We start from the raw sequence: 26628 nt of genomic DNA on the forward strand, positions 1-26628 counted from the left end.
TTTCGATGCGGGTCCTGCCTCAAGGTATCCGGCATATTCCGGGCCTTCTCGATCGTGAGAAGCAGGAGGCGCTGGTCGAGATCATTCGTGCAGTCGTGGCAGAGGCGCCACTGTTCGTGCCGGCCATGCCGCGCACCGGCAAGCCGATGTCCGTGCGCATGACCAATTGCGGCCCGCTCGGCTGGGTGACGGACAAGGAGCGCGGCTACCGCTACCAGCCTGAACATCCGGTAACCGGCAGGCCGTGGCCTGCGATGCCGGGCGCGCTGCTCGATATCTGGCATGCCGTTTCAGGTGCGTCCAAGGAACCGGAGGCCTGTCTCGTCAATTTCTATGCCGACGATGCCCGTATGGGCCTGCATCAGGATCGCGACGAACAGGACCTGGAAACGCCCGTCGTCTCGATCTCGCTTGGAGACAGCTGCCTGTTTCGTGTCGGCGGGAGCGAGCGGAGCGACCGGACCCTGTCCTTCAAGCTATCGAGCGGCGATGTCGTCGTTTTAGGCGGCGAAGGACGTCTTGCCTTTCACGGCGTCGACAAGATCTATCCGAATACCTCGACGCTTCTGAAGAATGGTGGCCGCATCAACCTGACGCTCCGCCGCGTCACGGTGTAATTTTCAGAGTTTGCGCAGCGCCACCGTCTCGGTGAGGTGGTTGGGCCCCTTCTGCAGGATCAGGTCGGCACGCGGCCGCGTCGGCAGGATATTCTGGCGCAGGTTCTTCAGGTTGATATTGTGCCAGAGCCCTTCGGCGATCGTCAGCGCCTCCTCTTCGCTCACCTCCGCATAGCGCTTGAAGAACGAATCCGGGTTGCGGAACGCGGTCTGGCGCAGGCGCATGAAGCGATTGACATACCAGGTGTGGATCAGGCTCTCCTCGGCATCGATATAGATCGAGAAGTCGAAGAAATCCGACACCATCGGCACGATCTTGCCATCGGCCGGTAGATTGCGTGACTGCAGCACGTTGATTCCTTCGAAGATCAGGATATCCGGCCGATCGACGGTCTGGAACTGGTCGGGCAGCACGTCGTAGGTCAGATGCGAATAGGACGGTGCCTTGACGTTCGGCTGGCCGGCCTTGATCGCCGACAGAAAGCGCAAAAGCGCGCCGATGTCGTAGCTCTCGGGAAAGCCCTTCCGGTCCATCATGTTTTCCCGCTGCAACGTCGCGTTGGGATAGAGGAAACCGTCGGTGGTGACGAGATCGACCTTCGGGCTCGACGGCCAGCGCGACAGAAGTTCTGCGAGAATACGGGCGGTCGTCGATTTTCCTACGGCAACAGAGCCTGCGATGCCGATGACGAAGGGGGTCTTCGCATCGTTGGACATGCTGAGGAACCTCTGGCGCTGCGCAAACAGCATCTGCGAGGATTCGACATGCGTGGACAGGAGGCGCGACAGCGACAGGTAGATGCGACGCACTTCGCTGAGATCGATCGGGTCGTTTAGCGAGCGCAGCCGGTGCACCTCGTCCGCCGTCAGCGTCAGCGGCGTGTCGGCCCGGAAATGCGACCATTCTTCCGCCGAAAAGAAACGGTAGGGCGAATAGTCCTTGTTGTCGAAATGATCCGGAATATCGGCCGGCGCGATGTCTTTTGCGGCGATTGTCATGAACTGTCTACCGGCTTGCCTTTTCCTGGAGCCCCGACTGGCTGGTGCGCCGCTCGAGCTCGTCCATCACATCCTGCAACGGAATATCAGCAATTTTCAATACGACCATCAGATGATAGATCAGATCGGCACTTTCCGCGACGAGATTGGCGCGATCGTTGCTGATGGCGGCGATCACGGTCTCCACAGCTTCCTCGCCGAGCTTCTTGGCAGCTTTCGCCTGGCCATGCGCGACGAGCTTGGCCGTCCAGGATTCGTCCGGCGAGGCCTGTGCCCGCGTGGCGACGATGGTTTCGAGATCGGAAAGGGTGAAATCGCTCATCTGCTTCAAGTCCTCACGCTCAATCGAGCCGCATGGCAATGCCATGCTCTGCCATATAGCGCTTGGCTTCGCCGATACTATAGGTGCCGAAATGGAAGATCGAGGCGGCCAGCACCGCCGTCGCATGGCCGTCGCGAATGCCCTCGACCATATGATCGAGAGTACCGACACCGCCCGACGCAATGACCGGCACCGAAACGCGGTCTGCGATGGTCCGGGTGAGACCGATGTCATAGCCGGCCTTCGATCCGTCGCGGTCCATCGAGGTCAAAAGCAGCTCGCCAGCGCCGAGCGTGACCATTTTCTCGGCAAAGGTGACGGCATCAATGCCGGTCGCCTGCCTGCCGCCATGGGTAAAGATTTCCCAGCGGTCTTCTTCCCCGGGCTGTGACACTTTCTTCGAATCGATCGACACGACGATGCACTGGTTGCCGAACTTGTCTGCTGCCTCGGCGACAAAGTCGGGATTGCTCACCGCAGCCGAATTGATCGACACCTTGTCGGCACCGGCAAGCAGCAGCTTGCGGATATCGGCCACGGTTCGCACGCCGCCGCCGACCGTCAGCGGCATGAAGCAATGATCGGCTGTACGAGCGACGACGTCGAAGATCGTGTCGCGATTGTCGGAGGAGGCGGTGATGTCGAGGAAGCAGAGCTCGTCGGCACCGGCGGCATCATAGGCCTTGGCCGATTCGACGGGGTCGCCGGCGTCGATCAGGTCGAGGAAACTGACACCTTTGACGACGCGGCCGTCCTTGACGTCGAGGCAGGGAATGACACGGGCTTTGAGGGTCATGCTGCATTTCCTTGTCTGCCGCGAATGAGCGCCAGCGCTTCGGCCGGATCGATCCGCCCATCATAGAGCGCCCGGCCGGAAATGGCGCCTTCGAGTTTCGCCGCATCCGGCTGAACCATGCGGCGGATATCGTCCATCGAGGCAAGTCCGCCCGAGGCGATGACCGGGATGGAGACAGCATCGGCCAGTTCTAGCGTTGAATCCCAGTTGATGCCGGCGAGGATGCCGTCGCGGTCGATGTCGGTATAAATGATGGCGGAAACGCCGGCACCTTCGAATTTTTGCGCCAGCTCGATGACGCCGAGTTCGGAGGCTTCCGCCCAGCCCTCAACCGCCACCTTGCCGCCCTTGGCGTCGATGCCGACGGCGACCTTGCCGGGGAATTTTTTGCAAGCCTCGATCACCAGCGCCGGATCGCGCACCGCGACGGTGCCGAGGATGACGCGGGCAAGCCCGCGCGACAGCCAGTTCTCGATATGATCGAGCGTGCGGATGCCGCCGCCGAGCTGCACCGGGTTCTTCGTGGCCTTCAGGATGGCATCGACGGCAGCGCCATTGACGGTCTCGCCGGCAAAGGCGCCGTTGAGATCGACCACATGCAGCCATTCGAAGCCCTGGTCCTCGAAGGCCTTGGCCTGGGCGCCGGGGTCGGGATTGTAGACGGTCGCCTGCTCCATGTCGCCGAGCTTGAGGCGCACGCACTGGCCGTCTTTGAGGTCGATGGCGGGAAATAGGATCATGTCAGGGCTTCCAGCGCAGGAAATTCGAAATGAGGGCGAGGCCGAGCGTCTGGCTTTTTTCCGGATGGAACTGCGCGCCGGCCTTGTTTGCCCGGGCAACAAACGCCGTCACCGCGCCGCCATAGGTGGTGGTGGCGATCAGGTCTTCCGGGTTTTCGACGGCGAGATGGTAGGAATGGACGAAATAGGCGTGCAGGCCATCCTCGCCGGTCTTGATGCCATCGAACAACGGATGCGGTTGTTTCAGTTGCAGCGTGTTCCAGCCGATCTGCGGGATTTTCAGCGCCGGATCGGAAGGCACCATCTCGATGACATCGCCCTTGATCCAGCCGAACCCTTGCGTGGTGGTCTTTTCCAGACCGCGCGACGACATCAGCTGCATGCCGACGCAGATGCCGAGGAAGGGCCGGGCCGATTTTTCGACTGCTTCGCTCAGCGCCTGTTGCATGCCATCGACGGCATCGAGACCGCGGCGGCAGTCGGCATAGGCGCCGACGCCGGGCAGCACGATCCGGTCGGCGCTGGCGACTCGATCGGCCTTGTCAGTGAGCTCGATTTCAGCATTGATGCCGGCTTCACGCGCGGCCCGCTCGAAGGCTTTCGTTGCCGAGCGCAGATTGCCGGATCCATAGTCGATGATCGCAACGCGCATCAGCGTTCTCCATAATTCTCAAACAGGCCGAAAGCCGCGCGGCCATCGGTGGACTTTGCCGAAATAGGCAATACGGGCGGTTGCGAGACGGTTTCGGGTGGTTGGGCGGCGTCAGTTTCCGACTGATGATCGTAGATCATTTCCGCCGTTGCCAGATCATCCGCAGTGATGATTGACCGCAATGTCCAGCCGCTGCCTTCCAGGCGACGGGAGACGAAGGCAGGACCTTCAAGCGCAACCAGCATGCGTAAAGCCAGCTCGATCAGAACCCCCGCCAGCATGGCGCTGGGTTCCCGCGTCAAATACGCCACGAGCCCCTGGACGATTGCGACCGCGATGCCGGCAATCCATTGCCGCTTCACCAGCAGCCAGATCGCCGGAAAGACAAAAGCGAGCCAGGAAAACTTGTCGGCGATGAACCGGGCATTGTCATCGTTCCGGCCGGTGCCGGGCGGAGTGAGAACCAGATAGGAGGCCATATCAGCCAACTTTCAATATGGGCCGGGTCAGACCAGCGTTCCCTTGGTCGAGGGGACGCGGCCTGCCTGGCGCGGATCGATCTCTGTTGCCGTGCGAAGCACGCGGGCAACGGCCTTGAAGCAGGTTTCGGAGATATGATGGTTGTTGGCGCCGTAGATGTTCTGCACATGCAGTGTGATGCCGCCATGCTGGGCGAGCGCCTGGAAGAATTCGCGCACCAGTTCGGTGTCGAACGTGCCGATCTTCGGCGCCGAGAAGGCGACGTTCCACACGAGAAACGGGCGGCCGGAGACGTCGACGGCGGCGCGGGTCATCGTCTCGTCCATGGCAAGGTCGAGCGAGGCGTAGCGCGCAATGCCGCGCCGGTCGCCGAGCGCCTGGGAGATGGCCTGACCGATGGCGATGCCGGTGTCTTCGACGGTGTGGTGGTCGTCGACATGCCGGTCGCCTTCGGCGACGATGTCCATGTCGATCAGCGAATGGCGGGAAAGCTGCTCCAGCATATGGTCGAAAAAGCCGACGCCGGTTGAAATCCGCGACGTGCCGGTGCCGTCGATATTGACGGACACGGTCACCGAGGTTTCGTTGGTCTTGCGCGAAACGCTGCCGCTGCGGCTTGACTGCTGGTCGGCCATCAGGTTCTCCAGAATGGTACAGAGCCGCTCCATATCAGGCGGGGGGCGAAATATCCAGAACTGCCGCCATGATTCTCGAAAGCGCGAAATAGCCCGGACTTTCCTCCGACAGGGGAGCGGGATGCGGAGTATTTGCAATCGGCAAAACCGCTCTTACATAGGCTTCAACAGGGCCGACGTCCGGCCCTTCGAAACGGCCCGGTATCCGGGCAGGATGGATTTTCATGACAACGATTATTACCGTCCGGAAGGGCGGGCAGGTGGTGATGGCGGGCGACGGCCAGGTAAGCCTCGGCCAGACCGTGATGAAGGGCAATGCCCGCAAGGTCCGCCGGCTTGGTAAGGGCGAGGTGATCGCCGGATTTGCCGGCGCGACAGCCGACGCCTTCACGCTGCTGGAGCGGCTCGAATCCAAGCTCGAGCAGTATCCGGACCAGCTGATGCGCGCCGCCGTCGAACTTGCCAAGGACTGGCGCACCAACAAATATCTGCGCAATCTCGAAGCGATGATGCTGGTCGCCGACAAGTCGATCACGCTGGCGATCACCGGCAATGGCGACGTGCTTGAGCCGGAACACGGCACGATCGCCATCGGCTCCGGCGGCAATTTTGCCTTTGCAGCCGCCCGTGCGCTGATGGATTCGGACAAGACGGCCGAAGAGATCGCCCGCCGGGCGATGGAGATCGCCGGCGACATTTGCGTCTACACCAATGGCAATATCGTGATCGAAAAGCTCGATGTCGCCTGACCAACCGCCCCGCTATCACTTTCGCGATGTGCGCCGGGAGGATTTCCCGCTGCTTGGCCGCTGGCTGGCAGAGCCGCATGTCGCAAAATGGTGGGGTGAGTCGACAGAAGAGCTGGCGGGCATCGAGGAGGCCATGACAAGCGTCGAAACACGCCCGTTGATGGTCGAGCTGGACGGCACGCCGATTGCCTATCTGCAATGTTATGATCCGCATCTGGAAGACGATCATCCCTATCAGGATCAGCCGCCGGGCACGCTGGGGATCGATATCTCGATCGGCAATCCGGACTTGACCGGCAGAGGACACGGCAGTGCGATCATCCGCCAGTTCTGTGCTGAACTTTTTGCGGCCGGTACCGCGCGCGTCGTCATCGATCCCGATCCGGCCAATACGCAAGCCATTCGCGCCTATGAGAAAGCGGGGTTCCGCTTCCTCGATACACGCCATTCCATTTATGGTCCGGCCCATTTCATGGTGCTGGACAAAGCTGAAGAAACGGATTTGCCATGACCACATTTTCCCCCCGCGAAATCGTCTCGGAGCTCGACCGGTTCATCATCGGCCAGCACGATGCCAAGCGCGCCGTTGCCATCGCCTTGCGCAATCGCTGGCGCCGCCAGCAGCTCAATGATGAGCTGCGCGACGAAGTCATGCCGAAGAACATCCTGATGATCGGCCCGACCGGCGTCGGCAAGACGGAGATTTCCCGCCGCCTGGCCAAGCTCGCCGGAGCGCCCTTCATCAAGGTCGAAGCGACGAAATTCACCGAAGTCGGCTATGTCGGCCGCGATGTCGAGCAGATCATCCGCGATCTCGTCGAGGTCGGCATCGGTCTGGTGCGAGAAAAGAAGCGCGCCGACGTCAAGGCGAAGGCCCATCTGAATGCCGAAGAGCGCGTACTCGATGCGCTGGTCGGCTCCACGTCATCGCCGGCCACCCGCGACAGTTTCCGCAAGAAGCTGCGCGCCAACGAGCTGGACGACAAGGAAATAGACATCGAGATCGCCGATGCGGGAACGCCCGGTGGCGGTTTCGAAATCCCCGGCATGCCAGGCGCCAACATTGGCGTCCTCAACCTGTCGGAAATGTTCGGCAAGGCCATGGGGCCGCGCACCAAGAAGGTGCGTTCGACCGTCAAGGATTCCTATGGCATCCTGATCAACGACGAATCCGACAAGCTGCTCGACAACGAGGAGATCCAGCGCGAGGCCGTGCGCTCGGCCGAGAATGACGGTATCGTCTTCCTCGACGAGATCGACAAGATCGCCGCCCGCGACGGCGGCATGGGTGCAGGTGTTTCCCGTGAAGGCGTGCAGCGCGACCTGCTTCCACTGGTCGAAGGTACGACGGTCGCAACCAAATATGGTCCGGTGAAGACCGACCATATCCTGTTCATCGCCTCGGGTGCCTTCCACGTCTCGAAGCCGTCCGATCTGCTGCCGGAGCTTCAGGGCCGCCTGCCGATCCGCGTCGAGCTGAAGGCGCTGACCAAGGAGGATTTCCGCCGCATCCTGACGGAAACCGAAGTCAGCCTGATCCGCCAGTACAAGGCGTTGCTCGAAACGGAAGGCGTCAGCCTTGATTTCACCGAGGACGCGCTCGATGCGCTTGCCGATGTCGCCGTCATGCTCAATTCGAGCGTCGAGAATATCGGCGCGCGGCGCTTGCAGACGGTGATGGAGCGGGTTCTCGACGAAATCTCCTATGCGGCCCCGGATAAATCCGGCGAATCGCTGAAGATCGATGCGGAATACGTGAAAAAGCATGTCGGCGATCTCGCCGCCAATACGGATCTGTCGCGTTATATTCTGTAAAAACGGGTGCCGGCGTTAAGAGGTCGGAGAGGGCATCTGTCACGCGACAGGTGCCCTTGGTTGTTTCTCAAGCCTGCACGCGATAAGCCTTTGTCCGTGCCGGGCATGATTCCGACACGATTTTGCCGCATGCGTCCCGGCGCGTTTAGCCCACAGGTTCACAGGAAAACAGATCGTGCGTCCCATCGTCTCCATGCTTCTCCTGGCGGTAACGCTGCTCGTCTCCGGTCCTGCCCTTGCGGACGGCGTTCGCGTCGTGCCTGAAGGAAACCGCTTTCAGGACCAGCCGAATGTCCCCGGAGCGTCCGTGCGCCGGACCAAGGCCGGCAAGACGTCCTTCGACGCGAAATATGAGAAGGTGCGCAATCTTCTGGCCACCGACGGCAAGCTGATGAGCAAGATCAAGTCGACGGCGCGGGCCTATGGTATCGACCCGATCCATATGATCGGTGCCATCGTCGGCGAGCATACCTACAATGTCGACGCCTATGACCGGCTGCAATCCTACTACGTCAAGGCTGCCGCCTATGCCGGCGACAGCTTCCGTTTCGCCTATGAGGGGGAGAGTGTCGCCGACTTCGTTGCGCGTCCGGAGTTCTCAAAATGTGCGGGTAAGAAAAGCTCCTACGCACTCTGGAGCTGCCGCGAAAGCGTGTGGGACAGCCAGTTCCGTGGCAACACGGTGGGTGGTACGTCCTATCCGAACAACCGTTTCAGTGCTGTCTTCTTCCAGCCGTTTTATGCGGGCCAGACCTTCGGCCTCGGCCAAATCAATCCGCTGACAGCTTTGATGCTGACCGACATGGTCTCGCGCGTCTCTGGCTATGACCGACTGGATGAAAACGACGCGTCGGGCGTCTATACGGCGATCATGGATCCGGACCAGTCGCTCGCCTATATGGCGGCCTCGATCCGCCATTCGATCGATGCCTACAAGTCGATCGCCGGCATGGATATTTCCGACAATCCAGGTATTACCGCGACGCTTTACAATGTCGGCAATCCGGACCAGCGCGCAGCGGCGCTTGCTGCGAAGAACAAGGATGGCAACGTCCAATGGCCCGAGGAAAATTATTACGGCTGGCTGGTCAACGACAAGCTGGCGGAATTGAAGGCGCTGCTCTAGCTTTCCTGAAATAGCCACACCTTCATGCGAAGGTGGGTGGTTGGAGCCGCCAGTCGGCGGCGGCGCTGGGAAAGCTATCTTCATGGACATGAGACCAGAACCCTTCGAGCCGCCCGCGCCCATCCCGCGCACGGTGCCGCCGTCGCGTTTCCAGGTCATCCGCACGGTGATGCGCAATCCGCTCGAGCTCTGGGGCGAGCCTTCCTATACGCTGCCCTGGATCGACACCAAGTTCATCAATCAGCGCACGTTGATCGTCAACGACCCGAACCTCATCCGCTACATCCTTGTCGAGAATGCCGCGAACTACGAGATGTCCAGGGTGCGGCGCCTCATTCTCAGGCCGATCCTGCGCGACGGGTTGTTGACGGCGGAGGGCGAGGTCTGGAAGCGGTCGCGCAAGGCCATGGCGCCGGTGTTCACACCGCGCCATGCGCGGGGCTTTGCCAAGCAGATGCTCGCCAAGACCGAGGAATATGCGCTTCGGTACGACGAGGCCGCCGCTGCCGGTTCGGTGGTCAACATCGCCAACGATATGACCGAGCTGACCTACGAAATCCTGTCGGAAACGTTGTTTTCCGGACAGATCGCCGCGGAGACCGAGGGGTTTACCAATAGCGTCGAACGGCTGCTGCACCGGATGGGCCGCGTCGATCCGATGGACCTGATGCTGGCGCCGTCCTGGGTGCCGCGGCTCACCCGCATCGGCGGAACCAGGCTGATGGCGGAGTTCCAGGCGATCGTCGCAAAGACCATGGACGAGCGGCGGGCGCTGATACGCTCGGACCCGGAAGCAGCACCGCAGGACTTCCTGACGCTGCTCTTGCAGCTTGAGCGGCCGGAAGGCCTGTCGACCGACGAAATCGCCGACAATATCCTGACCTTCATTGGCGCCGGCCACGAGACGACGGCACGGGCGCTGGCCTGGACGCTCTATTGCGTCGCCAATTCTCCGCACATCCGCGAGAACATGGAGGCGGAGATCGACAGGGTGCTGTCCAGCGGCGCCGAACCTGTGGACTGGCTTGACCTGATGCCGCATGTGCGCGCCTCCTTCGAGGAGGCCATGCGACTCTATCCGCCGGCGCCCTCGATCAACCGGGCGGCGATCAAGGCCGATTCATGGATGTCGCCGGAGGGCGAGCGTGTGGACATTCCCAAGGGCATCTCGGTTCTGGTCATGCCCTGGACGCTGCATCGCCATGCACTCTACTGGGAAAAACCCCGCGCCTTCATGCCGGAGCGTTTCCTGCCGGAAAATCGCGACAAGCTGCACCGCTTCCAGTACCTCCCGTTCGGCGCAGGTCCGCGCATCTGCATCGGCGCCACGTTCGCGCTGCAGGAGGCGGTGATCGCGCTTGGTGTTCTGATGAAGCGGTTCCGCTTCGACATGACGCCGGAGACAAAACCCTGGCCGGTGCAGCGGTTGACCACGCAGCCTAGGGGCGGGCTGCCGATGAGGGTGTCGGCTCGGTAAATGTCTTGCCGGGCGTTTGCGATTGAACGGCACGGATCGGCGAATCGGAAGGCACCGGCTCCTGCAACTGCTTCTTCGGCTTCTTGATCGTCTTGATGGCGGCGCAGGTCGAGTCGCCGACGCCCTCGCAGGGCTTGTAGACGACGATCTCGCTGCCTGCGCCATCGTCCCACACGGCCTGGATGGCAAGCGTTTTCGCCTCTCCAGCCGGCAGCGAGATGTAGATATACTCGTTGGTATTGTCTTCAGGCAGGTTGAACGGGATCTGCGGATTGCATTTGCCGAGCGGGAAGCGCTTGTCGAGCGCGTCGGAATTGACCGAGTAACGGATTTCCGAGAGACGGCAATGCATCGTCTGCAAGGTGGTGAAATAGATCAGCTGCTTGTCGTCGTAATTGCGGAACTGGATCCAGCCGGTCACCTTGTTGGCATCGAGCATCGCCTTGTAGATCGCCACATCGGGCAGCACCGGCTTGTATTCCTCCTCGTCCTCCGCCTCCTGCGCAAAAGCCGGGACGGAAAGGGCGTGGCATCCCGCAATCGCGAGCGCTAGGAAGAGCATGCGTGAAAATCCGGTCATGCGGTGGTCCTCTTTGCCGGCGCTGTCGCTGCGCCCGAATACGCATGTCGGCGAAGCGATGGCCTTTCCCTGAAAGATGTCATATCACCTCGTTCATATCCTTTGAAGCCGGGTTTCCGGTGCTGCCTGAATGGACTTTGCTGTGACTGACCATCTCCTCCTCGGTATCGACACCGGCGGCACCTATACCGATGCGGTTCTTTTCAGCGAAACGAAAGGCGTCGTCGCCAAGGCGAAAGCGCTCACCACGCGTCACGATCTTTCCGTCGGGATCGCCGGTGCCGTCGATGCGGTGCTGGAACAGGCAAAGACTCCCGCATCCGCCATCGGCCTCGTGTCGCTGTCGACGACGCTTGCGACCAATGCGCTGGTCGAAGGCCAGGGTGGCCGCGCCGGCCTCGTCATGATCGGTTTTTCGCCGGAAGACCTGAAGCGCGACGGGCTGCAGGAGGCCCTCGGCTCCGACCCGGTGATTTTCCTGCCGGGTGGACACAACGTCCATGGCGGCGAGACGCTGCTCGACATGACGGCGCTCGATGAAGCCCTGCCGCAACTGTCGACACAAGTCTCGTCCTTCGCCGTGGCGGGCTATTTCGCCGTGCGGAATCCGGCTCATGAGCAGCGGGTGCGCGACCGCATCCGCGAGGTCTCGCATCTGCCGGTCACCTGCAGTCACGAGCTGTCTTCCAAGCTGGGCGGCCCGCGCCGGGCGCTGACGACCCTTCTCAACGCCCGCCTCGTGTCGATGATCGACCGCCTGATCGGTGCCTGCGAGGGCTTCCTGCAGCAGCGCGGCATCGATGTGCCCATGATGGTCGTGCGTGGCGACGGCGCGCTGATTTCCGCGGCCGAAGCTCGTCTGCGGCCGATCGAGACGATACTTTCCGGCCCGGCAGCAAGCCTCGTTGGCGCGCGGCACCTGACCGGCCTCGACAATGCCGTCGTCTCGGATATCGGCGGCACCACGACGGATGTGGCTGTACTCGATCAGGGGCGTCCACGTCTGGATGGCGAAGGCGCCGTCGTCGGCGGGTTCCGCACCATGGTCGAGGCCGTCGCCATGCGCACTTTCGGCCTCGGCGGCGATTCGGAGGTCCGCATCAACGATCGCGGCCTGCAGGCGAAGATCGATCTCGGTCCGCGCCGGTTCCTGCCGCTCAGCCTCGCCGCCTTCCAGCATGAGGATGCGGTGATTTCCGTACTCGAACGGCAATTGCGCACCGCGCATGTCGGACGGCATGACGGTCGTTTCGCCGTGCGCACCGGGTTGCCGGACCATCTGGCAAGTGGCCTTCAACCACAGGAGCAGGCCCTCTACGAGCGGATCGGCGCGGTGCCGGTGGCGCTGGAGAGCCTTTTGACCAGCACGTTGCAGAAGGCGACGCTGGACAGGCTGGTGGCGCGCGGTCTCGTCCACATCTGCGGTCTGACGCCGTCGGATGCCATGCATGTGCTGGGAAGACAGGATCAGTGGAACGCACTGGCGGCGCGGCTGGGCGCGGAGTTGGCAGCCCGGGTGAAGGATGGGTCGGGAAAGCCGATCGCGGCTTCCGCTGAAGTGTTGTCGGAAATGATCGTCGCCCGCCTGACACGCCAGTCCGCCGAAGTCATTCTCTCGTCCTGTTTGGCGGAGGACGGCGCTGCGATCGACCCGGCCGTCTCGCTGGCCGTCGATCGGGCCTTGAAGCGCGAGCCGGGGATCGTCGCCTTTTCGCTGTCTCTCGATCGTCCGCTGGTTGGCCTCGGTGCCTCCGCTCCGGTTTATTATCCGGCTATCGCCGAGATGCTGGGCGCGCAATCGTCCATTCCGTCCGAGGCCGGGGTCGCCAACGCCGTGGGTGCGGTTGTCGGCCAGGTACGCGCCTCGGTGACCGTCTTCGTAACGACGCCGGAAGAGGGTATCTTCATCGTCAATGGCGCCGGGCCGAGCAGCCGCTTCCTCGACGAAGGCCAGGCTTTCGCATCCGCGCGCGAGCGGGCGGAAACGGCGGCCCTGGCTTCGGCGCGGGCCAATGGCGCCGATGAGCCGGCGGTAATGATCCGCGAGGATATCGATGCACCGGAAATCGAGGGCAGCCGCAAGCTGGTCGAAGCCCGGTTCACGGCCATTGCCAGCGGCCGTCCGCGCGTGGCCCACGGTTGATTTGTTCGTTTTTGGAAATAATTCTTCGCATTTTCGCTAGATTGACAGGGAATGAAACCGTGAGAGACTGCGGCCTCTCATATTAAAGCGTTAATTCATGGAGTTGGTTATGGGCCGGATTGAAAAGAATGGACTGAAAATCGATGCGGACCTGCATGCATTCCTCGTCAGCGAGGCATTGCCCGGCACCGGAATCGAGGCCGACCATTTCTTCGCGGCTTTTTCTGAAATCGTCCACGACCTGTCGCCGAAAAACCGTGCGCTTCTCGCCAAGCGCGATGCTCTCCAGGAGAAGCTCGATGCCTGGTATCGGCATAACGGTGCCCCGGTCGATATGGCTGCCTACGAGGGCTTTCTGAGGGAGATCGGTTATCTCCTGACAGAAGGCCCGGATTTCTCCGTTTCCACCAGCAATGTCGATCCCGAGATCGCCACGATCGCCGGCCCGCAGCTCGTCGTTCCCGTCATGAACGCGCGCTATGCGCTGAACGCCGCCAATGCCCGCTGGGGCTCGCTCTATGATGCGCTCTATGGGACCGATGCGATCAGCGAAGATGGCGGCGCGGAAAAGGGCAGGGGGTACAACCCGGTCCGCGGCCGGAAGGTTATCGCCTGGGCGCGCGGCTTTCTGGATGCGAGTGCGCCGCTCGCCGCCGGAAGCTGGAGCGATGTCACTGGGTTTGCAATCGAGGGCGCTGCGCTGGCGATTTCGACGGCGGCAGGTGCTGCGAAACTCGCCGATCCCGGCCAATTCGCCGGCTATCGTGGCGACAAGGCATCCCCGTCGCATCTGCTTTTGAAGAAGAACAACCTGCATATCGAGATCGTCATCGATGCCTCGACGGCAACCGGCAAGGACGACCCGGCGCATATCTCGGACGTCATCCTCGAATCCGCGATCACCGCGATCATGGACTGCGAGGATTCGGTCGCAGCCGTCGACGCCGAAGACAAGATCGTCGTCTATCGCAACTGGCTTGGCCTGATGAAAGGCGATCTTCAAGAGGAGGTCACCAAGGGCGGCAAGACGTTTACACGCAGGCTCAATCCGGATTTTGGCTTCACCGCGCCGGATGGCTCGGAAATCTCGCTGAAGGGCCGCGCCCTGATGCTGATTCGCAACGTCGGCCACCTGATGACCAATCCGGGCATTCTCGATCGGGATGGCAACGAGGTTCCGGAAGGGATCATGGACGCCATGATCACCGGCCTGATCGCGCTTTACGACATCGGTTCGAACGGCCGGCGGATGAACTCGCGCGAAGGCTCGATCTATGTCGTCAAGCCGAAGATGCACGGTCCGGAAGAAGTCGCCTTCGCCTCGGAAATCTTCGGTCGCGTCGAAGAGGCGCTGGGCATGGCGCCGAACACGATGAAGATGGGCATCATGGACGAGGAGCGCCGCACCACGGTCAATCTCAAGGAATGCATCCGCGCGGCGAAGGAACGTGTCGTCTTCATCAACACCGGCTTCCTCGATCGCACCGGCGACGAGATGCACACCTCGATGGAAGCAGGCCCGATGATCCGCAAGGGCGATATGAAGCAGGCTGCCTGGATCGCGGCCTATGAGAACTGGAACGTCGATATCGGCCTTCATTGCGGCCTGTCCGGCCATGCCCAGATCGGCAAGGGCATGTGGGCGATGCCGGACCTGATGGCGGCGATGCTGGAGCAGAAGATCGCCCATCCGAAGGCCGGCGCCAACACCGCCTGGGTGCCTTCGCCGACGGCGGCGACGCTGCACGCGACGCACTATCACAAGGTCGATGTTACCGAAGTTCAGCTTGGCTTGAAAAGCCGGGCAAGGGCAAAGCTCAGCGATATCCTGTCGGTTCCCGTCGCGTCGCGGCCGAACTGGACGCCGGAGGAAATCCAGCGTGAGCTGGACAACAATGCACAAGGGATTCTGGGTTACGTCGTTCGCTGGATAGACCAGGGCGTCGGTTGCTCAAAGGTGCCCGACATCAACAATGTCGGCCTGATGGAAGACCGCGCAACACTGCGGATTTCGGCCCAGCATATGGCCAACTGGCTGCATCATGGTGTCGTGACGCAGGCGCAGATCGTCGAGACGATGCAGCGCATGGCAGCGGTCGTCGACGGCCAGAACGCGGGTGATTCCGCCTATACGCCGATGGCGGGCAATTTCGACGGTTCCATTGCCTTCCAGGCGGCGCTTGAACTGGTGCTGAAGGGCCGCGAACAACCGAACGGCTATACCGAACCGGTCCTGCATCGCCGCCGGCTGGAGTTGAAGGCAAGTCAGCAGGCATAAATGCCGTTGTCTAATTCTGCCTGCTGAAAACTTCGGAGGATCAGGCAAGAATGGCGGCACAATGATCTAACGCTTGCTGCTCCTTGGCGGGCATTCTCCTGTTCATCAAGGCGCCTCGCAAGGCGCGGATCGTTGATGGACGGGAGATGATGATGAGTGCAGACAACCATCCTCATATCGGCATGTGGGTCACCGCCGATGGCTATATCCGCCACGAATTATTGCCGGGCGGCCGTTACGATGAAGCACGAGGCAAACGAAAGAGTGCCTATCAGGGACGCTACATCATGACCGGCAACCATATCGACTATGTCGATGATACCGGCTTTACCGCGGACGGTGATTTCATCGAGGACATTCTATACCATGCGGGCATGGTGCTTCGCCGCGAAGTGTGACGATGGCTGAATCAAGAGCTTGAATCAAAAATCCCCGGCACTGCCGGGGATTTGAGAACGTCTGCGATGAATGCTCGGGTCTCGTTACTGCTGAACGATAACGCGGGTGTTCTTGCCGGGACGGACCCGGGCGTAGAGATCGATGATGTCCTGGTTGATCATCCGGATGCAGCCGGACGAAGCGGCCGTGCCGATCGAGGCCCATTCCGGCGATCCATGGATGCGGAACAGCGTATCCTTGTTGTCATCGTTGAACAGGTACATGGCGCGGGCGCCAAGCGGATTGCGCAGGCCCGGGCCCATGCCGTCTTCGACATACTGGGCGACGTCCGGCTTGCGAACGGCCATTTCCTTCGGCGGATGCCAGGTCGGCCATTCCTGTTTCCAGGCGATGTAGGCGCGGCCTTCCCAGGCAAAGCCGGCCTTGCCGACGCCGATGCCGTAGCGAACGGCCTTGCCGCGGGGCAGCACGAAATACAGGAAACGGTTCGGCGTGTTCACGATGATCGTGCCGGGCTTTTCATCCGTGGCATAATCGACGATCTGGCGATGGAAACGCTCGTTGACCTTGTTGATCGGGATCGCCGGCAGGGTGTAGCCGTGGTCCTCGACCGAACCGTAGTCACCCGAGAAAATCTGGTTTGTCGCGACTTTTTCGCCGATGGGGGAAATCGGCGCTGTGGAGCAACTGGCCAAAGCAAGGGTGGCCGCGAGGCTGCACAGCAGGAATGCATTGCGGAAGCGCATGGGAATCTCTTGAAATGAGCTAAGAATATCTGGGTCGTTTCGACCATCAGCGATTATGGTTTATTTTCGATTCAGACCCCGAAAGCAAGGGAATGCAGCGCAGCATTTTTTTGCGGCAGTTCAAATTCGTGGTGGATTGTTTTTTTGCAACAAAACCGCCTCTGTGCCACAATTTATGCATGGCGATTCTTTCTATACACAAGGACAGTCCTCTGATCGACGGACGGCAGTCGCAGCGCGCGCTGATGGTACGCCGCGGCGTGCAGCGATTCCTGCACGAAATGCGCCACGCCGTGTTGCCGGAACTGACACTTGCGAGCGGCAGGCGGGCCGACCTGATATCCATTTCGCCGAAGGGGGAGATCTGGATTGTCGAAATCAAGACGTCGATCGAGGATTTCAAGGTCGATCGCAAGTGGCCGGATTACCGCATACATTCGGACCGGCTCTATTTCGCCACGCATAGCGGCGTGCCGCTCGATATCTTTCCGGAGGAATGCGGGCTGTTGCTCTCGGACGGCTATGACGCGGAGATGATTCGCGATGCGCCGGAACACCGGCTGTCTGCGCCGACACGGAAATCGGTCTCCCTGAATTTCGCGCGTGTGGCGGCGCAGCGGCTGATGCTGGCGGAATGGTCGGCCGACCGGGCAGGCGACACCAGTCCGAACATGCGCGAGATCGTTTCGGGTTCGCTGGACAGCGAGACCTGACGCAGCGCCTTATTTCGGCGCGCGCTTGGCCAGGATGCGCTGCAGCGTGCGGCGGTGCATGTTGAGCCGGCGGGCGGTTTCGGAAACGTTGCGCTCGCACATCTCGTAGACGCGCTGGATATGCTCCCAGCGGACGCGATCGGCCGACATCGGATTTTCCGGCGGCTCGGCACGTTCGCCGGCTCTCTGCACCAGTGCCGCGAAGATGTCGTCCGCGTCGGCGGGCTTGGCGAGGTAGTCGACAGCCCCCAGCTTCACGGCGTTGACGGCCGTGGCGATGTTGCCGTAGCCGGTCAGCATGATGATGCGGGTGTCGTCGCGCCGGGCGCGGATCGCTTCGATGACGTCGAGGCCGCTTCCATCGCCGAGCCGGAGATCGACGACCGCATGTTTCGGTGGGCGGGTCTTTGCCTTGGCGATGCCCTCGGCGACCGATTCGGCGATATCGACGGTAAAACCGCGCGTTTCCATGGCGCGGGCAAGGCGGCGCAGGAACGGTGCATCGTCATCGACGATCAGCAGAGAGGTGTCTGTTCCGATCAACGAGGCATCATCGGTAGCCGCGCCTGCCTGTTCGGCGGATTTTTCCGTCATGTCGCAATCCTCGGTGCGGGTCTCTTTTTCCTGCACTCTATGTAAGTTCGCATATTCCCGGTTCAAAATGCCGTAAAGTCATTTTGACAGTTTTGTGTCCATCAGGATGCGCGGCCATTCGACGCTGACGCGGGCGCCGGGTTTTTCCGGGCCGCCGTTTTCGAATGTCAGCTTGGCGCCCGAACGCTCCAATAGCGTCTTGGCGATAAACAGCCCCAAGCCCAGCCCGCCGGCGCTGTCATCCTTCTGGCGCTTGGTAACATAGGGCTCGCCGATCCGGCTGAGAATATCCGGTGCATAACCGTCGCCATCGTCCTCGATCATGACCGAAACAATCTCAGGCGTGTGAGTGACGGTGACCGTCACCTCGCTCTTGGCATAGTCGACTGCGTTTTCCAGCAGATTGCCGAGCCCATAGAGAATGCCGGCATTGCGGTTGCCGACAGGTTCGGTGGCGCGATTGCCCTGTTCGATCAGATTGATCTGGATGCCGAACTCGCGGTGCGGGGCCATGACCTCCTCGATCAGCGACGACAACGGCAGATGGCGCATATGCGCTTCGTTTTCCGAGGACAGCGTTGTCAGCCGCCGCAGGATATCGCGGCACCGCTCGCTCTGGCTACGCAGCAGGTGAACATCCTCGCCGAAACGGGGATCGTCGCCGAGCTCGCGCTCCATCTCTCTGGCGACGACGCTGATGGTGGCAAGCGGCGTTCCAAGCTCATGAGCAGCTGCAGCTGCCAGGCCGTCGAGCTGGGAAAGATGCTTCTCCCGCTGCAACACCAGTTCGGTCGCGGTGAGTGCCTCCGACAACTCGCTCGCCTCAAGCGAAACGCGATACGTGTAGAATGCGGCAAAGGCGGTTGTCGAGACGATGGCGAACCAGAAACCGGCTGTCAGAACTGGGGGCACCAGCAGTACCACACCCGGATACCAGGGAAGCGGGAAGGGTGTGAAGGCGAGCGCAGTAATCCCGATGATGGCAAGGACGGCCAGAGCGACGCTGTGCCATTTGGGCTGCGAGGCGGAAGAGATGATGACCGGTACGCAGACGAGCGGTGCAAAGGGGTTTGCAAGGCCGCCGGTAATGAACAGCAGTGCGGTCAGCTGGGCAAGATCGATGCCGAGCAGGGCAAAGGCGGCTGGCGGCTGCAGCCGGTGCGTCGGCGGGTAGCGGATCGTCAGATACGTATTGACCCAGGCAAGAAAGGCGATCAGCGAGCAGCAGGCGATCAGCGGCAGCGGAAACCGCAGCCAGAAGGCAATGATCATCACCGCGATCGATTGCCCGCCGACTGCCAGCCAGCGAAGGCGGACGATCGTCTGCAGGCGCAGGACACGGCTTGTGGTGGATTCTTCTCCGTCGAGTGCGGCCGCTATCATCCTGTTTCCTGTCGTCAAGGCCATTGAGCTGTCATGTACCACGCGGTTTAGCCCGTGTCGTCGGCAGCGCGGCCGCCGGGTCTTCCGGCCAAGGGTGTTTCGGATAACGGCCGCGCATGTCCGCGCGGACATCCTTCCACGAACCGGCCCAGAAGCCGGGCAGGTCGCGTGTCGTCTGCATCGGCTTTTGGCCCGGCGAAACCAGCTCCAGCAGCAATGGCAGCCGTCCGCCGCCGATTGCCGGATGCGCCTTCAAGCCGAACAGCTCCTGGACGCGGATCGACAGCACCGGCTCGTCGCCGTCGTAACGGATCGGGTGGCGCTGGCCTGTCGGCGCCTCGAAATGGGTTGGCGCCAGACGCGCGAGATCGCGAGCGACATCATGTGGCACCAGCGACTGCAGGCCTTCGGAAAGGCTTGCCGAATTGATATCGTCAATGCCGCGCGTATCGCGCTGGAACGGCACGAACCAGTCGTCCAGCCGCGCCAGCAGGCTGTTATCCGACATATCCGGCCAGGGATCGCCGAGCGTGCGGTGGAGAAACCCGATCCGGTCGCGCAACTGCGCGGCCTCCTTCGAAAATGGAAGAACCGCAAGCCCAAGCTGGCGAACGCCGTCGGCCAGCGCACGGGCTGCCGGCTCGCCCTTTGGTTTGTTGAGAGGCGTCTCGTCGAAAATGATGGCGCCGAGCCGCGTCACCCGCCGTGCCCGGACCTGCCGGCTCGGCCGGTCGAAGAAGGTCTGGTCTTCCTGGACGATCGCCTGCGGCATGTGGGCCTCGACATCGGCGCGGGAAATCTCGGCGGCGGCAAGAATGCGCTGCCCGCCGGCGCGGCCGGTGAGATCGGCAATGACCAGCATCGCGCTGCCTGCCAGCCGTTCGGTCTCCGGCAGTTCGGCGCCGCGCCCGTTGGCCATGACGAACCGCCCGCGCCCACCCCGTTGCAGCGCGATCCGGTCGGGGAAGGCCTGCATCAACAGAATACCGGGTTGAACCGGATCGCTTGCCGCAATGCCAGCACTCAAACCTTTCGCCATCCGCCGGGCCAGCCCGCGGGAGGCGTCGGCGCGGTCGCCGCGCTCGGACTTGAAGCGGCGCAGCCGGTCTTCCAGATCGATGCTGTTGCCGCCCAGCCCCTGTTCGGTCAGAACCACGGCCAGCAGGCAGGCTTCAGTGGCCTGCCCGTCGCCTGCAGCCGAAACGGCCATGGCGGCAAGACGCGGCGGCAGTGCCAGCTGGCGGATCTGTTTTCCGCGCGCCGTCAATGCACCATTGGCATCGAGCGCGCCAAGCTGGGCAAGCAGCGCTTTCGCCTCCTGCCATGTCGCGACGGGCGGCGGGTCGAGAAAGGCGAGGCTTGAGGGATCAGTAACGCCCCAATGGGCAAGATCAAGCACCAGACCCGACAGGTCGCTCGACAGGATCTGCGGCGGCGTAAAGGCCGGAAGCGCCGCCGTCTGCCCCTGATGCCAGAGACGAATGGCGATGCCCGGCTCGGTGCGCCCGGCACGGCCCGCCCGCTGATCGGCTGAGGCGCGCGATACGCGCACAGTCTCCAGCCGGGTAATGCCGGTCGATGCCTCGAACGCGGGAAGCCGCTGAAGTCCGCTATCGATGACGATGCGCACGCCGTCAATCGTGATGGATGTCTCGGCGATCGAGGTGGCCAGCACGATCTTGCGTGTTCCCGCCGCGGCCGGCCGAATGGCGGCGTCCTGTTCCTTCTGGCTGAGATTGCCGAACAGCGGCGTGATGGCGGTTTCCGGCCCAAATCGGCCTTCCAGCCGCTCGACTGTCCGGATGATTTCCGCCTGTCCCGGCAGGAAAGCAAGGATGGAGCCGGTTTCCTCGCGATGCGCCTCGGCGATCGCGCGCGTCACGGCATCTTCGACGCGTTCGCCCGATGGCCTTTCGCGATAGCGAATATCGATCGGGAAACTGCGCCCCTGGCTTTCGATCACAGGCGCTCCGCCGAGGAGCTGCGCCACCCGCCCGACATCCAGCGTCGCCGACATGACGATCAGCTTCAGGTCTTCGCGCAGCGCCTGCTGTACATCGAGCGCCAAAGCCAGTCCGAAATCCGCATCCAGCGACCGCTCGTGAAACTCGTCGAACAGCACGGCAGAAACACCGGGCAATTCCGGATCATCGAGCAGCATGCGCGCAAACACACCTTCGGTCACCACTTCGATGCGGGTTTTTGCCGATATCCGGCTGTCGAGCCGCATGCGGTAGCCGACCGTGTCGCCGACGCTTTCGCCGAGCAGGCTTGCCATGCGGCCGGCAGCGGCGCGGGCAGCGAGCCGGCGCGGCTCGAGCAGGATGATCCGGCCGTCGCCACGCCAGGGCTGATCCAGCAAAAAGAGCGGCACCAGCGTCGTCTTGCCGGCGCCGGGTGGTGCCGAAAGCACCACCGCAGGGGCGTGTGCCAAAGCCTGACCAAGCTGCGGCAAAATCGCCCTGACGGGCAGGTCCGGCAGTGTGTCCGTCACGCTCATCGGCTGCTTTCCTCGCCGATCACAACGACATTGCCGCCGGCCGCGTCCGAGTCCGCACGATCATGCGTGACGAGAACAATCGGCAGGCCTGCGGATTTCGCCCGGGAGAAAATCAAGGCGCGGGTCTGTTGCCGCAAATCAGTGTCGAGTTTGGAGAAGGGCTCGTCGAGCAGCAGGAAACGCGGTGCCGACAGCATCACACGTTGCAGCGCCACCCGTGCCTTCTGTCCGCCGGACAGCGTGGCCGGATCCCTGTCGAAGAAACCCTCCAGCTCCACGTCGATGAGAGCCTGCTCTGCCATGCGCCGCCGCTGGTCGCGCCTTGCGATGGATGGCGTCAATCCGAAAAGGAGATTGCCGCCGACGGAGAGGTGGGGAAACAGCAGCGGGTCCTGGAAAAGCATGCCGCAGCGGCGGTGTTCCACAGCAATGCCGGTCAGGTCTAGACCGTCGATCGATATGCGGCCGCTGGCCTTAAAGACGGGATCGAGAAAACCGCCGAGATAGGCAAGCAGCGCCGACTTCCCGGAGCCGGACGGCCCCATGACCGTGAGGATGTCGCCGGGCCGGACGAGCGCTGACAGCGACAGCAGCGTTCTGCCGTGAAGGCGGATGGAAATTGCCTCCAGATGCAGGCCGTCTGTCTTGCCGTCGGGTTTCATTCAAATCCTCATCGCGCGCCGGTCGCGGAATAGCAAGTGCGGTACCAGCGATGCAATGAGAAATCCGGCAAAGGGGACGAGCGTCTGCAGCAGCGCATAGACGCCGATCGCGCGCCGGTCGCCGCCCGACGACAGTGCCACCGCTTCAGTCGTGATCGTCACGATCCGCCCGGCGCCGATCAGAAGCGTCGGCAGATAGAGGCCGGCGGAGACTGCAAAGCCGACGGCAAAGGCGGTCAGGCACGCGCGCGTCAGCATCGGCAGGCGGACGAGAAGCAGGACCTGCAGCGGCGATTTGCCAAGCCCCGTCGCCACCGTTTCGTAGCGCCGGTCGAGCGCTTGCCATGGCTGTGACAGGGACAGAACGGCATAGGGCAGAACGAAGATCAGGTGCACGAAGAGCAGCAGCGGGAACGAGGCGTCGAGGCCAAGCGTCAGCCAGAGAATTTGAAGACCGAACACGAAGCAGAGCTGCGGCACGACGAGCGGAAGATAGAGTACGACGCGCAGGGCGCCGCCTGCGCGAAGGCTTCCCTGCCACAAGAGGCCGATGGCAAGCACCAATCCTATCGTTGCCGACCCGCCTGCAAGGGCGATCGTCGTGACGATCGGTGTCACCGCCTGCGGCAAGGCCCGGGTCCAGGACTGTAGCGTCATATTGTCCGGCAGCAGAGACGGAAACGGCCAGAGACCGGCGATCGACCAGAGGAAAAGGACCAGAAGCCCGAGAAAGACAATTGCTGCGGACACAGCCATGGCGGCACAGGCAATCCTGCAGATCCATTGGTCGTTGGGCTGGCGAATGCCAGATCCGGAGATCCGTCTCAGAAGGAAAGCACCGACCCTCTCGGCGATGAGCCAGAGTGCCACGGCCATCAGTGTAAGTCCGAACTGAAGCACTGCGCCCGCCGAGGCCAGGAACCGCAGCCGCAGGTCGCTATCGGCCATCCACCCGGTGATGCGCACCGGCAGGGGCGCCGGCAGCGCCGGACCGAGGATCATCGCCACGTCAACGACGGAGCCGGCATAGGCCAGCACGGCGAAGACCGGCAGGCGGATTTGCCGGTACAGAAGCGGCCAGCTGCCGATGAGGAAGCCGCGGATGCGTCCATATCCAAGATTTGCGGTCACCGTCCGCGTCTGCGCAACCGGAACCTGCGGCAGGGCCGAAAGCGTCACGAGGAAGAGAAACGGCATTTCCTTGACGACGAGACCCGCCATGACAGTCAATCCCAGCGGATCCTGCGGCACGAGCCAGTCGGGTGGGCTCGTATAGCCGGTCAGTCCCGGCGACAGCAGTCGTATGATGAGACCCGAGGGCGCGACAAGGAAGGCGAGCCCGAAGGCGGCGGCGGCATGCGGAACGGCCAGCAGCGGCGATACCATATGCTGGATCCGCGAAAACATCCGCGTTCCGGCATATCCGGCCGTGAACAGCATGACCATGACGACGGAAACGCCCGTCGTAACGAGCCCGGTTGCCAGGCTGACCAGCGACGAACGCAGGAGGTGAGGCTGTGCCGCGAGATCAGCAAAATGATCGAAGGTGACGTGATCACCGCCAAGCGCCGGCAAATAGCCGAAAGCCGGCCCGATCGTACCGGCAAGCCCCGCCAGAACAGGCAGGCTGAGAAGGGCGAGCATGAAACCGGACACGGTGAAACGGCGCGTCACGTTTGCGCGCCTGTCCTGCGGTCGGTTCTCCTCAGTTTGCCGCCCCATAACGCTTGATCCATTCCGCTTCGATGCGCGTCATCCAGTCCGGATGCGGCTCGGCCAGTGCGGGGCCGAGCTTCTCCGGCGGCAGCGTCGCCACGCCGAGATCGAGCGTCGCGAACGCGGCCCGGTCTTTCTCCGGCAGCTTGCCGACCGCCAGCACCGTCGGATCGCCCCAGATCTTCGGATCCTGCTTGCGCACCTGTGCTTCCGGCGACAGCAGGAAATTGGCCAGCACCAGGGCGCCCGCCTTGGCATTGGCATTGTAGGGAATGCCGACGAAATGCGTATTGCCCAGCGTTCCCTTCGAAAACACGAAGGACCGGACGGTGTCGGGCAGTTCGCCGGCTGCGATCCCGGCCGATGCTTCCGCCGGGTTGAAGGCAAAGATGATGTCGAGTTCGCCGTCCGCCAGTTTCTGCTTCATCTCGGGATAGTTTTGCGGGAAAGCCTTGCCCTTGCGCCAGAGCAGCGGATGCAGCTGGTCGAGATAGGCAAACAGTGGCGCCGCGCCTTGATCGAAGGTCGCGTCATCGACCGGTTTCTGCAGCGTCTCTCTGTCGACGATCAGTTCTGTCAGGATCTGTTTGAGAAAGGACGAGCCGGTGAAGTCCGGCGGCTGCGGATAGGAAAACCGCCCGGGATGAGCTTTGGCAAAGGAGAGCAGCTCCTTGGACGAATCCGGCAGGTCCTTTTTCGCTGTGCGGGCCTCATCATAGAAGAACACCAGTCTGGCCGCTCCCCACGGGCTTTCCAGCCCCTCGGTCGGAATGGTGAAATCCGTTGTCACCGTCGGCTGGTTCTCGATGTCGACGAGGCCCCAGTTGGGCAGCTTCGTCGCCCAGTCCGCGGAAAACAGCAGGCCCTGGCGCTTCATCGCGGCAAAATTCTCGCCGTTGATCCAGATGAGATCGACGGAGCCGTGCGCGTCGCGGCCGGCGGATTTTTCGGCAAGCACCGTCGAGACTGCCTTGGCCGTATCGTCCAGCTTGACCTGCACGACCGTGATGCCGTAGCGCGCCTTCACCTCGTCGCCCGCCCATTGGATATAGGCGTTGATGTTTGCCGATCCGCCCCAGGCATTGAAGTACACGGTCTCGCCGCGTGCGTCCGTGAGCACGTCGTCCCAGTTCGCCGCATCCGTCGCGCCTGCCGGACCGATCGTCGACAGCGCAAACGGAAAGAGCAGCGCCATCTTTGTAAACATCCGCCGTGTCGACAGGATCATGCCGGATTACCCCCGTTCGCGCTCTGAAATTACCGCCCCAACCTAAGCCAAGGCGGCAATCCGTCAACGCCGCCGGGATCAACCGCCATCACGATCCGGTGACGGTCATCAGCCCCGGTGCGAGCGCTCGAAGGCAAGAATGGCGCCGGCCAGATCCTCGAGCGCGGCGCCGACGGATTTGAACAGGGTGATTTCGTCCGGGCGCGTGCGCCCCGGGTGCCGGCCTCCGGTCAGTTCCGCAAGGTCCGCCCGGACCGAGCCCGCGGCAATGATACCGGCGCGCAACGGCTGAACCAGATCGCCGCCTTCGGTCAGCGCGCCGTCGCGGGTATCGACGAACACCGTCGCACGCTCGACCGCCCGGTCGTCGGACTCGCGCATGCTTGGCTTGAAAGCGCCGACCAGATCGAGATGGGAACCCTCCTTCAGCCAGTCGCCGCGGATCAGCGGTTCGGACGACAGCGTCGCACAGGAAATGATGTCCGCCTCGCGAGCTGCGGCTTCGATATCGGTCGCAACGGAAACGGTGACGCCCGGAAGATCGATTTGTGCCGCGGTTGCCTCGGCCTTGCGGGGATCGCGGGCCCAGATCGTCACCTGCGAAATCGGCCGGACCGAGGCATGCGCCTCGATCAGGTTCTGCGACAGACGGCCGGCGCCGACCATCAGCATGCGGCGCGCGTCTTTTGCCGCAAGATAATCGGCAGCGAGCGCCGAGGCTGCCGCCGTGCGGCGTGCGGTGAGCTCCGCCCCGTCGATGATGGCCAGCAGCTGGCCGGTCTTGCCGGAAGAGAGCAGGTAGCTGCCGTGGATGGCCGGCAGGCCGCGGCTGGAATTGCCCGGAAAGACCGAGACCATCTTGACACCGATATAGCTACCCCGCTGCCAGGCAGGCATCAGGAGCAGGGTCGCGGCATCCTCGCCGGGAACGGCGACATCATGGTGATGGCGCACCGGCATCTCGCAACCATCGCGGAACATTGTTCTGAGCGCCGCGATCAGGTCGGCCCAGGGCAGTGCCACGCGCGTTTCCGCTTCATTGAGTACCAGCATGTCGATCTCCGTGATAAAAGTCCGGGGACATTAACAGGAGTTTTGCGGGCGGCAAAAGGACGGGACGTTGTGACGTGATGCGGCCAGCGCATAACCGCAAATTCATGCGCAATTGCCTTTTGGCGAAGGATTCCCGATTTTGACCATTTGGACAAGGAATTGTCGGTTGGGTTGTTTGAATGTTGGTCGGATTCGGGGTGTTTTTGGTTGTTTGTGGAAATAGTT

At 62.3% G+C, this 26628-nt stretch carries 27 protein-coding genes; 10 read left to right on the forward strand and 17 right to left on the reverse strand.

Annotation, left to right across the window (positions count from 1 at the left end):
- Positions 1-5 precede the first annotated feature (5 nt).
- The gene (locus J2Z75_RS11405) at positions 6-617 is read left to right on the forward strand and encodes an alpha-ketoglutarate-dependent dioxygenase AlkB family protein (RefSeq protein ID WP_209852069.1); all 612 of its coding nucleotides are present in this window, start codon (positions 6-8) and stop codon (positions 615-617) included.
- 3 nt (positions 618-620) lie between these two features.
- Here J2Z75_RS11405 and coaA read toward each other — a convergent pair whose 3' ends face one another.
- The 7 genes from coaA to hisB are packed head-to-tail and all read right to left on the reverse strand — an operon-like array spanning position 621 to position 5241.
- Positions 621-1616: a type I pantothenate kinase gene (coaA, locus tag J2Z75_RS11410; protein ID WP_209852072.1), complete on the reverse strand. Its 996-nt coding sequence runs from the start codon at positions 1614-1616 to the stop codon at positions 621-623.
- 7 nt (positions 1617-1623) lie between these two features.
- Entirely contained in the window at positions 1624-1938 is a 315-nt protein-coding gene (locus J2Z75_RS11415; protein ID WP_209852075.1) for a phosphoribosyl-ATP diphosphatase, read from the reverse strand.
- Between the two features lie 19 nt (positions 1939-1957).
- A complete protein-coding gene (gene hisF / locus J2Z75_RS11420; protein ID WP_209852078.1) occupies positions 1958-2734 on the reverse strand; it encodes an imidazole glycerol phosphate synthase subunit HisF in 777 nt (258 codons plus the stop codon).
- A complete protein-coding gene (hisA, locus tag J2Z75_RS11425) occupies positions 2731-3474 on the reverse strand; it encodes a 1-(5-phosphoribosyl)-5-[(5-phosphoribosylamino)methylideneamino]imidazole-4-carboxamide isomerase (RefSeq protein ID WP_209852082.1) in 744 nt (247 codons plus the stop codon). The genes hisF and hisA overlap by 4 nt, the downstream gene beginning before the upstream one ends.
- Position 3475: 1 nt before the next feature.
- Complete coding sequence (hisH, locus tag J2Z75_RS11430; RefSeq protein WP_209852085.1) at positions 3476-4126, reverse strand: imidazole glycerol phosphate synthase subunit HisH; 651 nt, start codon at positions 4124-4126, stop codon at positions 3476-3478.
- Positions 4126-4605 carry a DUF2628 domain-containing protein gene (locus J2Z75_RS11435; RefSeq protein ID WP_209852088.1) on the reverse strand — a complete coding sequence of 160 codons (480 nt, stop codon included), beginning with the start codon at positions 4603-4605 and terminating at the stop codon, positions 4126-4128. The genes hisH and J2Z75_RS11435 overlap by 1 nt, the downstream gene beginning before the upstream one ends.
- A gap of 27 nt (positions 4606-4632) precedes the next feature.
- Positions 4633-5241, reverse strand: a complete 609-nt coding sequence (hisB, locus tag J2Z75_RS11440) for an imidazoleglycerol-phosphate dehydratase HisB (RefSeq protein WP_209852091.1) — start codon at positions 5239-5241, stop codon at positions 4633-4635.
- A 224-nt stretch (positions 5242-5465) separates the two neighbouring features.
- Between hisB and hslV the strand changes: the two genes are divergently transcribed.
- The 5 genes from hslV (at position 5466) to J2Z75_RS11465 (ending at position 10408) form a co-directional block, all read left to right on the forward strand.
- The gene (gene hslV, locus J2Z75_RS11445) at positions 5466-5990 is read left to right on the forward strand and encodes an ATP-dependent protease subunit HslV (protein WP_209852094.1); all 525 of its coding nucleotides are present in this window, start codon (positions 5466-5468) and stop codon (positions 5988-5990) included.
- Complete coding sequence (locus tag J2Z75_RS11450; protein ID WP_209852097.1) at positions 5980-6501, forward strand: GNAT family N-acetyltransferase; 522 nt, start codon at positions 5980-5982, stop codon at positions 6499-6501. Before hslV ends, J2Z75_RS11450 begins: the two co-directional genes overlap by 11 nt.
- Positions 6498-7805 carry an ATP-dependent protease ATPase subunit HslU gene (gene hslU / locus J2Z75_RS11455; protein WP_209852100.1) on the forward strand — a complete coding sequence of 436 codons (1308 nt, stop codon included), beginning with the start codon at positions 6498-6500 and terminating at the stop codon, positions 7803-7805. Before J2Z75_RS11450 ends, hslU begins: the two co-directional genes overlap by 4 nt.
- A gap of 193 nt (positions 7806-7998) precedes the next feature.
- The gene (locus J2Z75_RS11460) at positions 7999-8931 is read left to right on the forward strand and encodes a DUF1402 family protein (protein ID WP_209852261.1); all 933 of its coding nucleotides are present in this window, start codon (positions 7999-8001) and stop codon (positions 8929-8931) included.
- Positions 8932-9013: 82 nt separating this feature from the next.
- Positions 9014-10408 carry a cytochrome P450 gene (locus J2Z75_RS11465; RefSeq protein ID WP_209852104.1) on the forward strand — a complete coding sequence of 465 codons (1395 nt, stop codon included), beginning with the start codon at positions 9014-9016 and terminating at the stop codon, positions 10406-10408.
- On the opposite strand, the gene J2Z75_RS11470 is transcribed toward J2Z75_RS11465, so the two are convergent.
- On the reverse strand, positions 10371-10988 hold the full coding sequence (locus J2Z75_RS11470; RefSeq protein WP_209852107.1) for a hypothetical protein: 618 nt from the start codon (positions 10986-10988) through the stop codon (positions 10371-10373). The genes J2Z75_RS11465 and J2Z75_RS11470 overlap by 38 nt on opposite strands.
- Before the next feature lie 142 nt (positions 10989-11130).
- Between J2Z75_RS11470 and J2Z75_RS11475 the strand changes: the two genes are divergently transcribed.
- From J2Z75_RS11475 to J2Z75_RS11485, 3 genes are all read left to right on the forward strand, one after another.
- A complete protein-coding gene (locus J2Z75_RS11475) occupies positions 11131-13131 on the forward strand; it encodes a hydantoinase/oxoprolinase N-terminal domain-containing protein (protein WP_209852111.1) in 2001 nt (666 codons plus the stop codon).
- Positions 13132-13240: 109 nt separating this feature from the next.
- Positions 13241-15409 carry a malate synthase G gene (locus J2Z75_RS11480; protein ID WP_209852114.1) on the forward strand — a complete coding sequence of 723 codons (2169 nt, stop codon included), beginning with the start codon at positions 13241-13243 and terminating at the stop codon, positions 15407-15409.
- A gap of 146 nt (positions 15410-15555) precedes the next feature.
- A complete protein-coding gene (locus tag J2Z75_RS11485; protein ID WP_234937284.1) occupies positions 15556-15807 on the forward strand; it encodes an Atu4866 domain-containing protein in 252 nt (83 codons plus the stop codon).
- Between the two features lie 84 nt (positions 15808-15891).
- Here the strand turns inward: J2Z75_RS11485 and J2Z75_RS11490 are convergent, their stop codons facing one another.
- Positions 15892-16554 (reverse strand): L,D-transpeptidase, encoded by a 663-nt coding sequence (locus tag J2Z75_RS11490; protein WP_209852120.1) that lies wholly within the window; start codon positions 16552-16554, stop codon positions 15892-15894.
- A gap of 179 nt (positions 16555-16733) precedes the next feature.
- Here J2Z75_RS11490 and J2Z75_RS11495 point away from each other — a divergent pair, with 179 nt between their 5' ends.
- Positions 16734-17267, forward strand: a complete 534-nt coding sequence (locus J2Z75_RS11495; RefSeq protein ID WP_209852124.1) for an MmcB family DNA repair protein — start codon at positions 16734-16736, stop codon at positions 17265-17267.
- 9 nt (positions 17268-17276) lie between these two features.
- Here J2Z75_RS11495 and J2Z75_RS11500 read toward each other — a convergent pair whose 3' ends face one another.
- The 8 genes from J2Z75_RS11500 to J2Z75_RS11535 form a co-directional block, all read right to left on the reverse strand.
- Complete coding sequence (locus J2Z75_RS11500; protein WP_209852127.1) at positions 17277-17861, reverse strand: ActR/PrrA/RegA family redox response regulator transcription factor; 585 nt, start codon at positions 17859-17861, stop codon at positions 17277-17279.
- Between the two features lie 78 nt (positions 17862-17939).
- Positions 17940-19244 carry an ActS/PrrB/RegB family redox-sensitive histidine kinase gene (locus J2Z75_RS11505; RefSeq protein WP_209852130.1) on the reverse strand — a complete coding sequence of 435 codons (1305 nt, stop codon included), beginning with the start codon at positions 19242-19244 and terminating at the stop codon, positions 17940-17942.
- A gap of 31 nt (positions 19245-19275) precedes the next feature.
- The gene (hrpB, locus tag J2Z75_RS11510; RefSeq protein WP_209852133.1) at positions 19276-21744 is read right to left on the reverse strand and encodes an ATP-dependent helicase HrpB; all 2469 of its coding nucleotides are present in this window, start codon (positions 21742-21744) and stop codon (positions 19276-19278) included.
- Positions 21741-22406 carry an ATP-binding cassette domain-containing protein gene (locus J2Z75_RS11515; protein WP_209852136.1) on the reverse strand — a complete coding sequence of 222 codons (666 nt, stop codon included), beginning with the start codon at positions 22404-22406 and terminating at the stop codon, positions 21741-21743. The genes hrpB and J2Z75_RS11515 overlap by 4 nt, the downstream gene beginning before the upstream one ends.
- On the reverse strand, positions 22407-24050 hold the full coding sequence (locus J2Z75_RS11520; protein WP_209852263.1) for an ABC transporter permease: 1644 nt from the start codon (positions 24048-24050) through the stop codon (positions 22407-22409).
- 61 nt (positions 24051-24111) lie between these two features.
- A complete protein-coding gene (locus tag J2Z75_RS11525; protein ID WP_407692759.1) occupies positions 24112-25317 on the reverse strand; it encodes an ABC transporter substrate-binding protein in 1206 nt (401 codons plus the stop codon).
- A gap of 141 nt (positions 25318-25458) precedes the next feature.
- A complete protein-coding gene (gene lhpI, locus J2Z75_RS11530) occupies positions 25459-26403 on the reverse strand; it encodes a bifunctional Delta(1)-pyrroline-2-carboxylate/Delta(1)-piperideine-2-carboxylate reductase (RefSeq protein WP_209852141.1) in 945 nt (314 codons plus the stop codon).
- A partial coding sequence (locus J2Z75_RS11535) for a hypothetical protein (RefSeq protein WP_209852144.1) occupies positions 26387-26628 on the reverse strand: 242 nt, incomplete at its 5' end. The genes J2Z75_RS11535 and lhpI, both read right to left, overlap by 17 nt.

The sequence above is a fragment of the Rhizobium herbae genome (genome assembly GCF_017873135.1).
GTDB lineage: Bacteria > Pseudomonadota > Alphaproteobacteria > Rhizobiales > Rhizobiaceae > Pararhizobium > Pararhizobium herbae.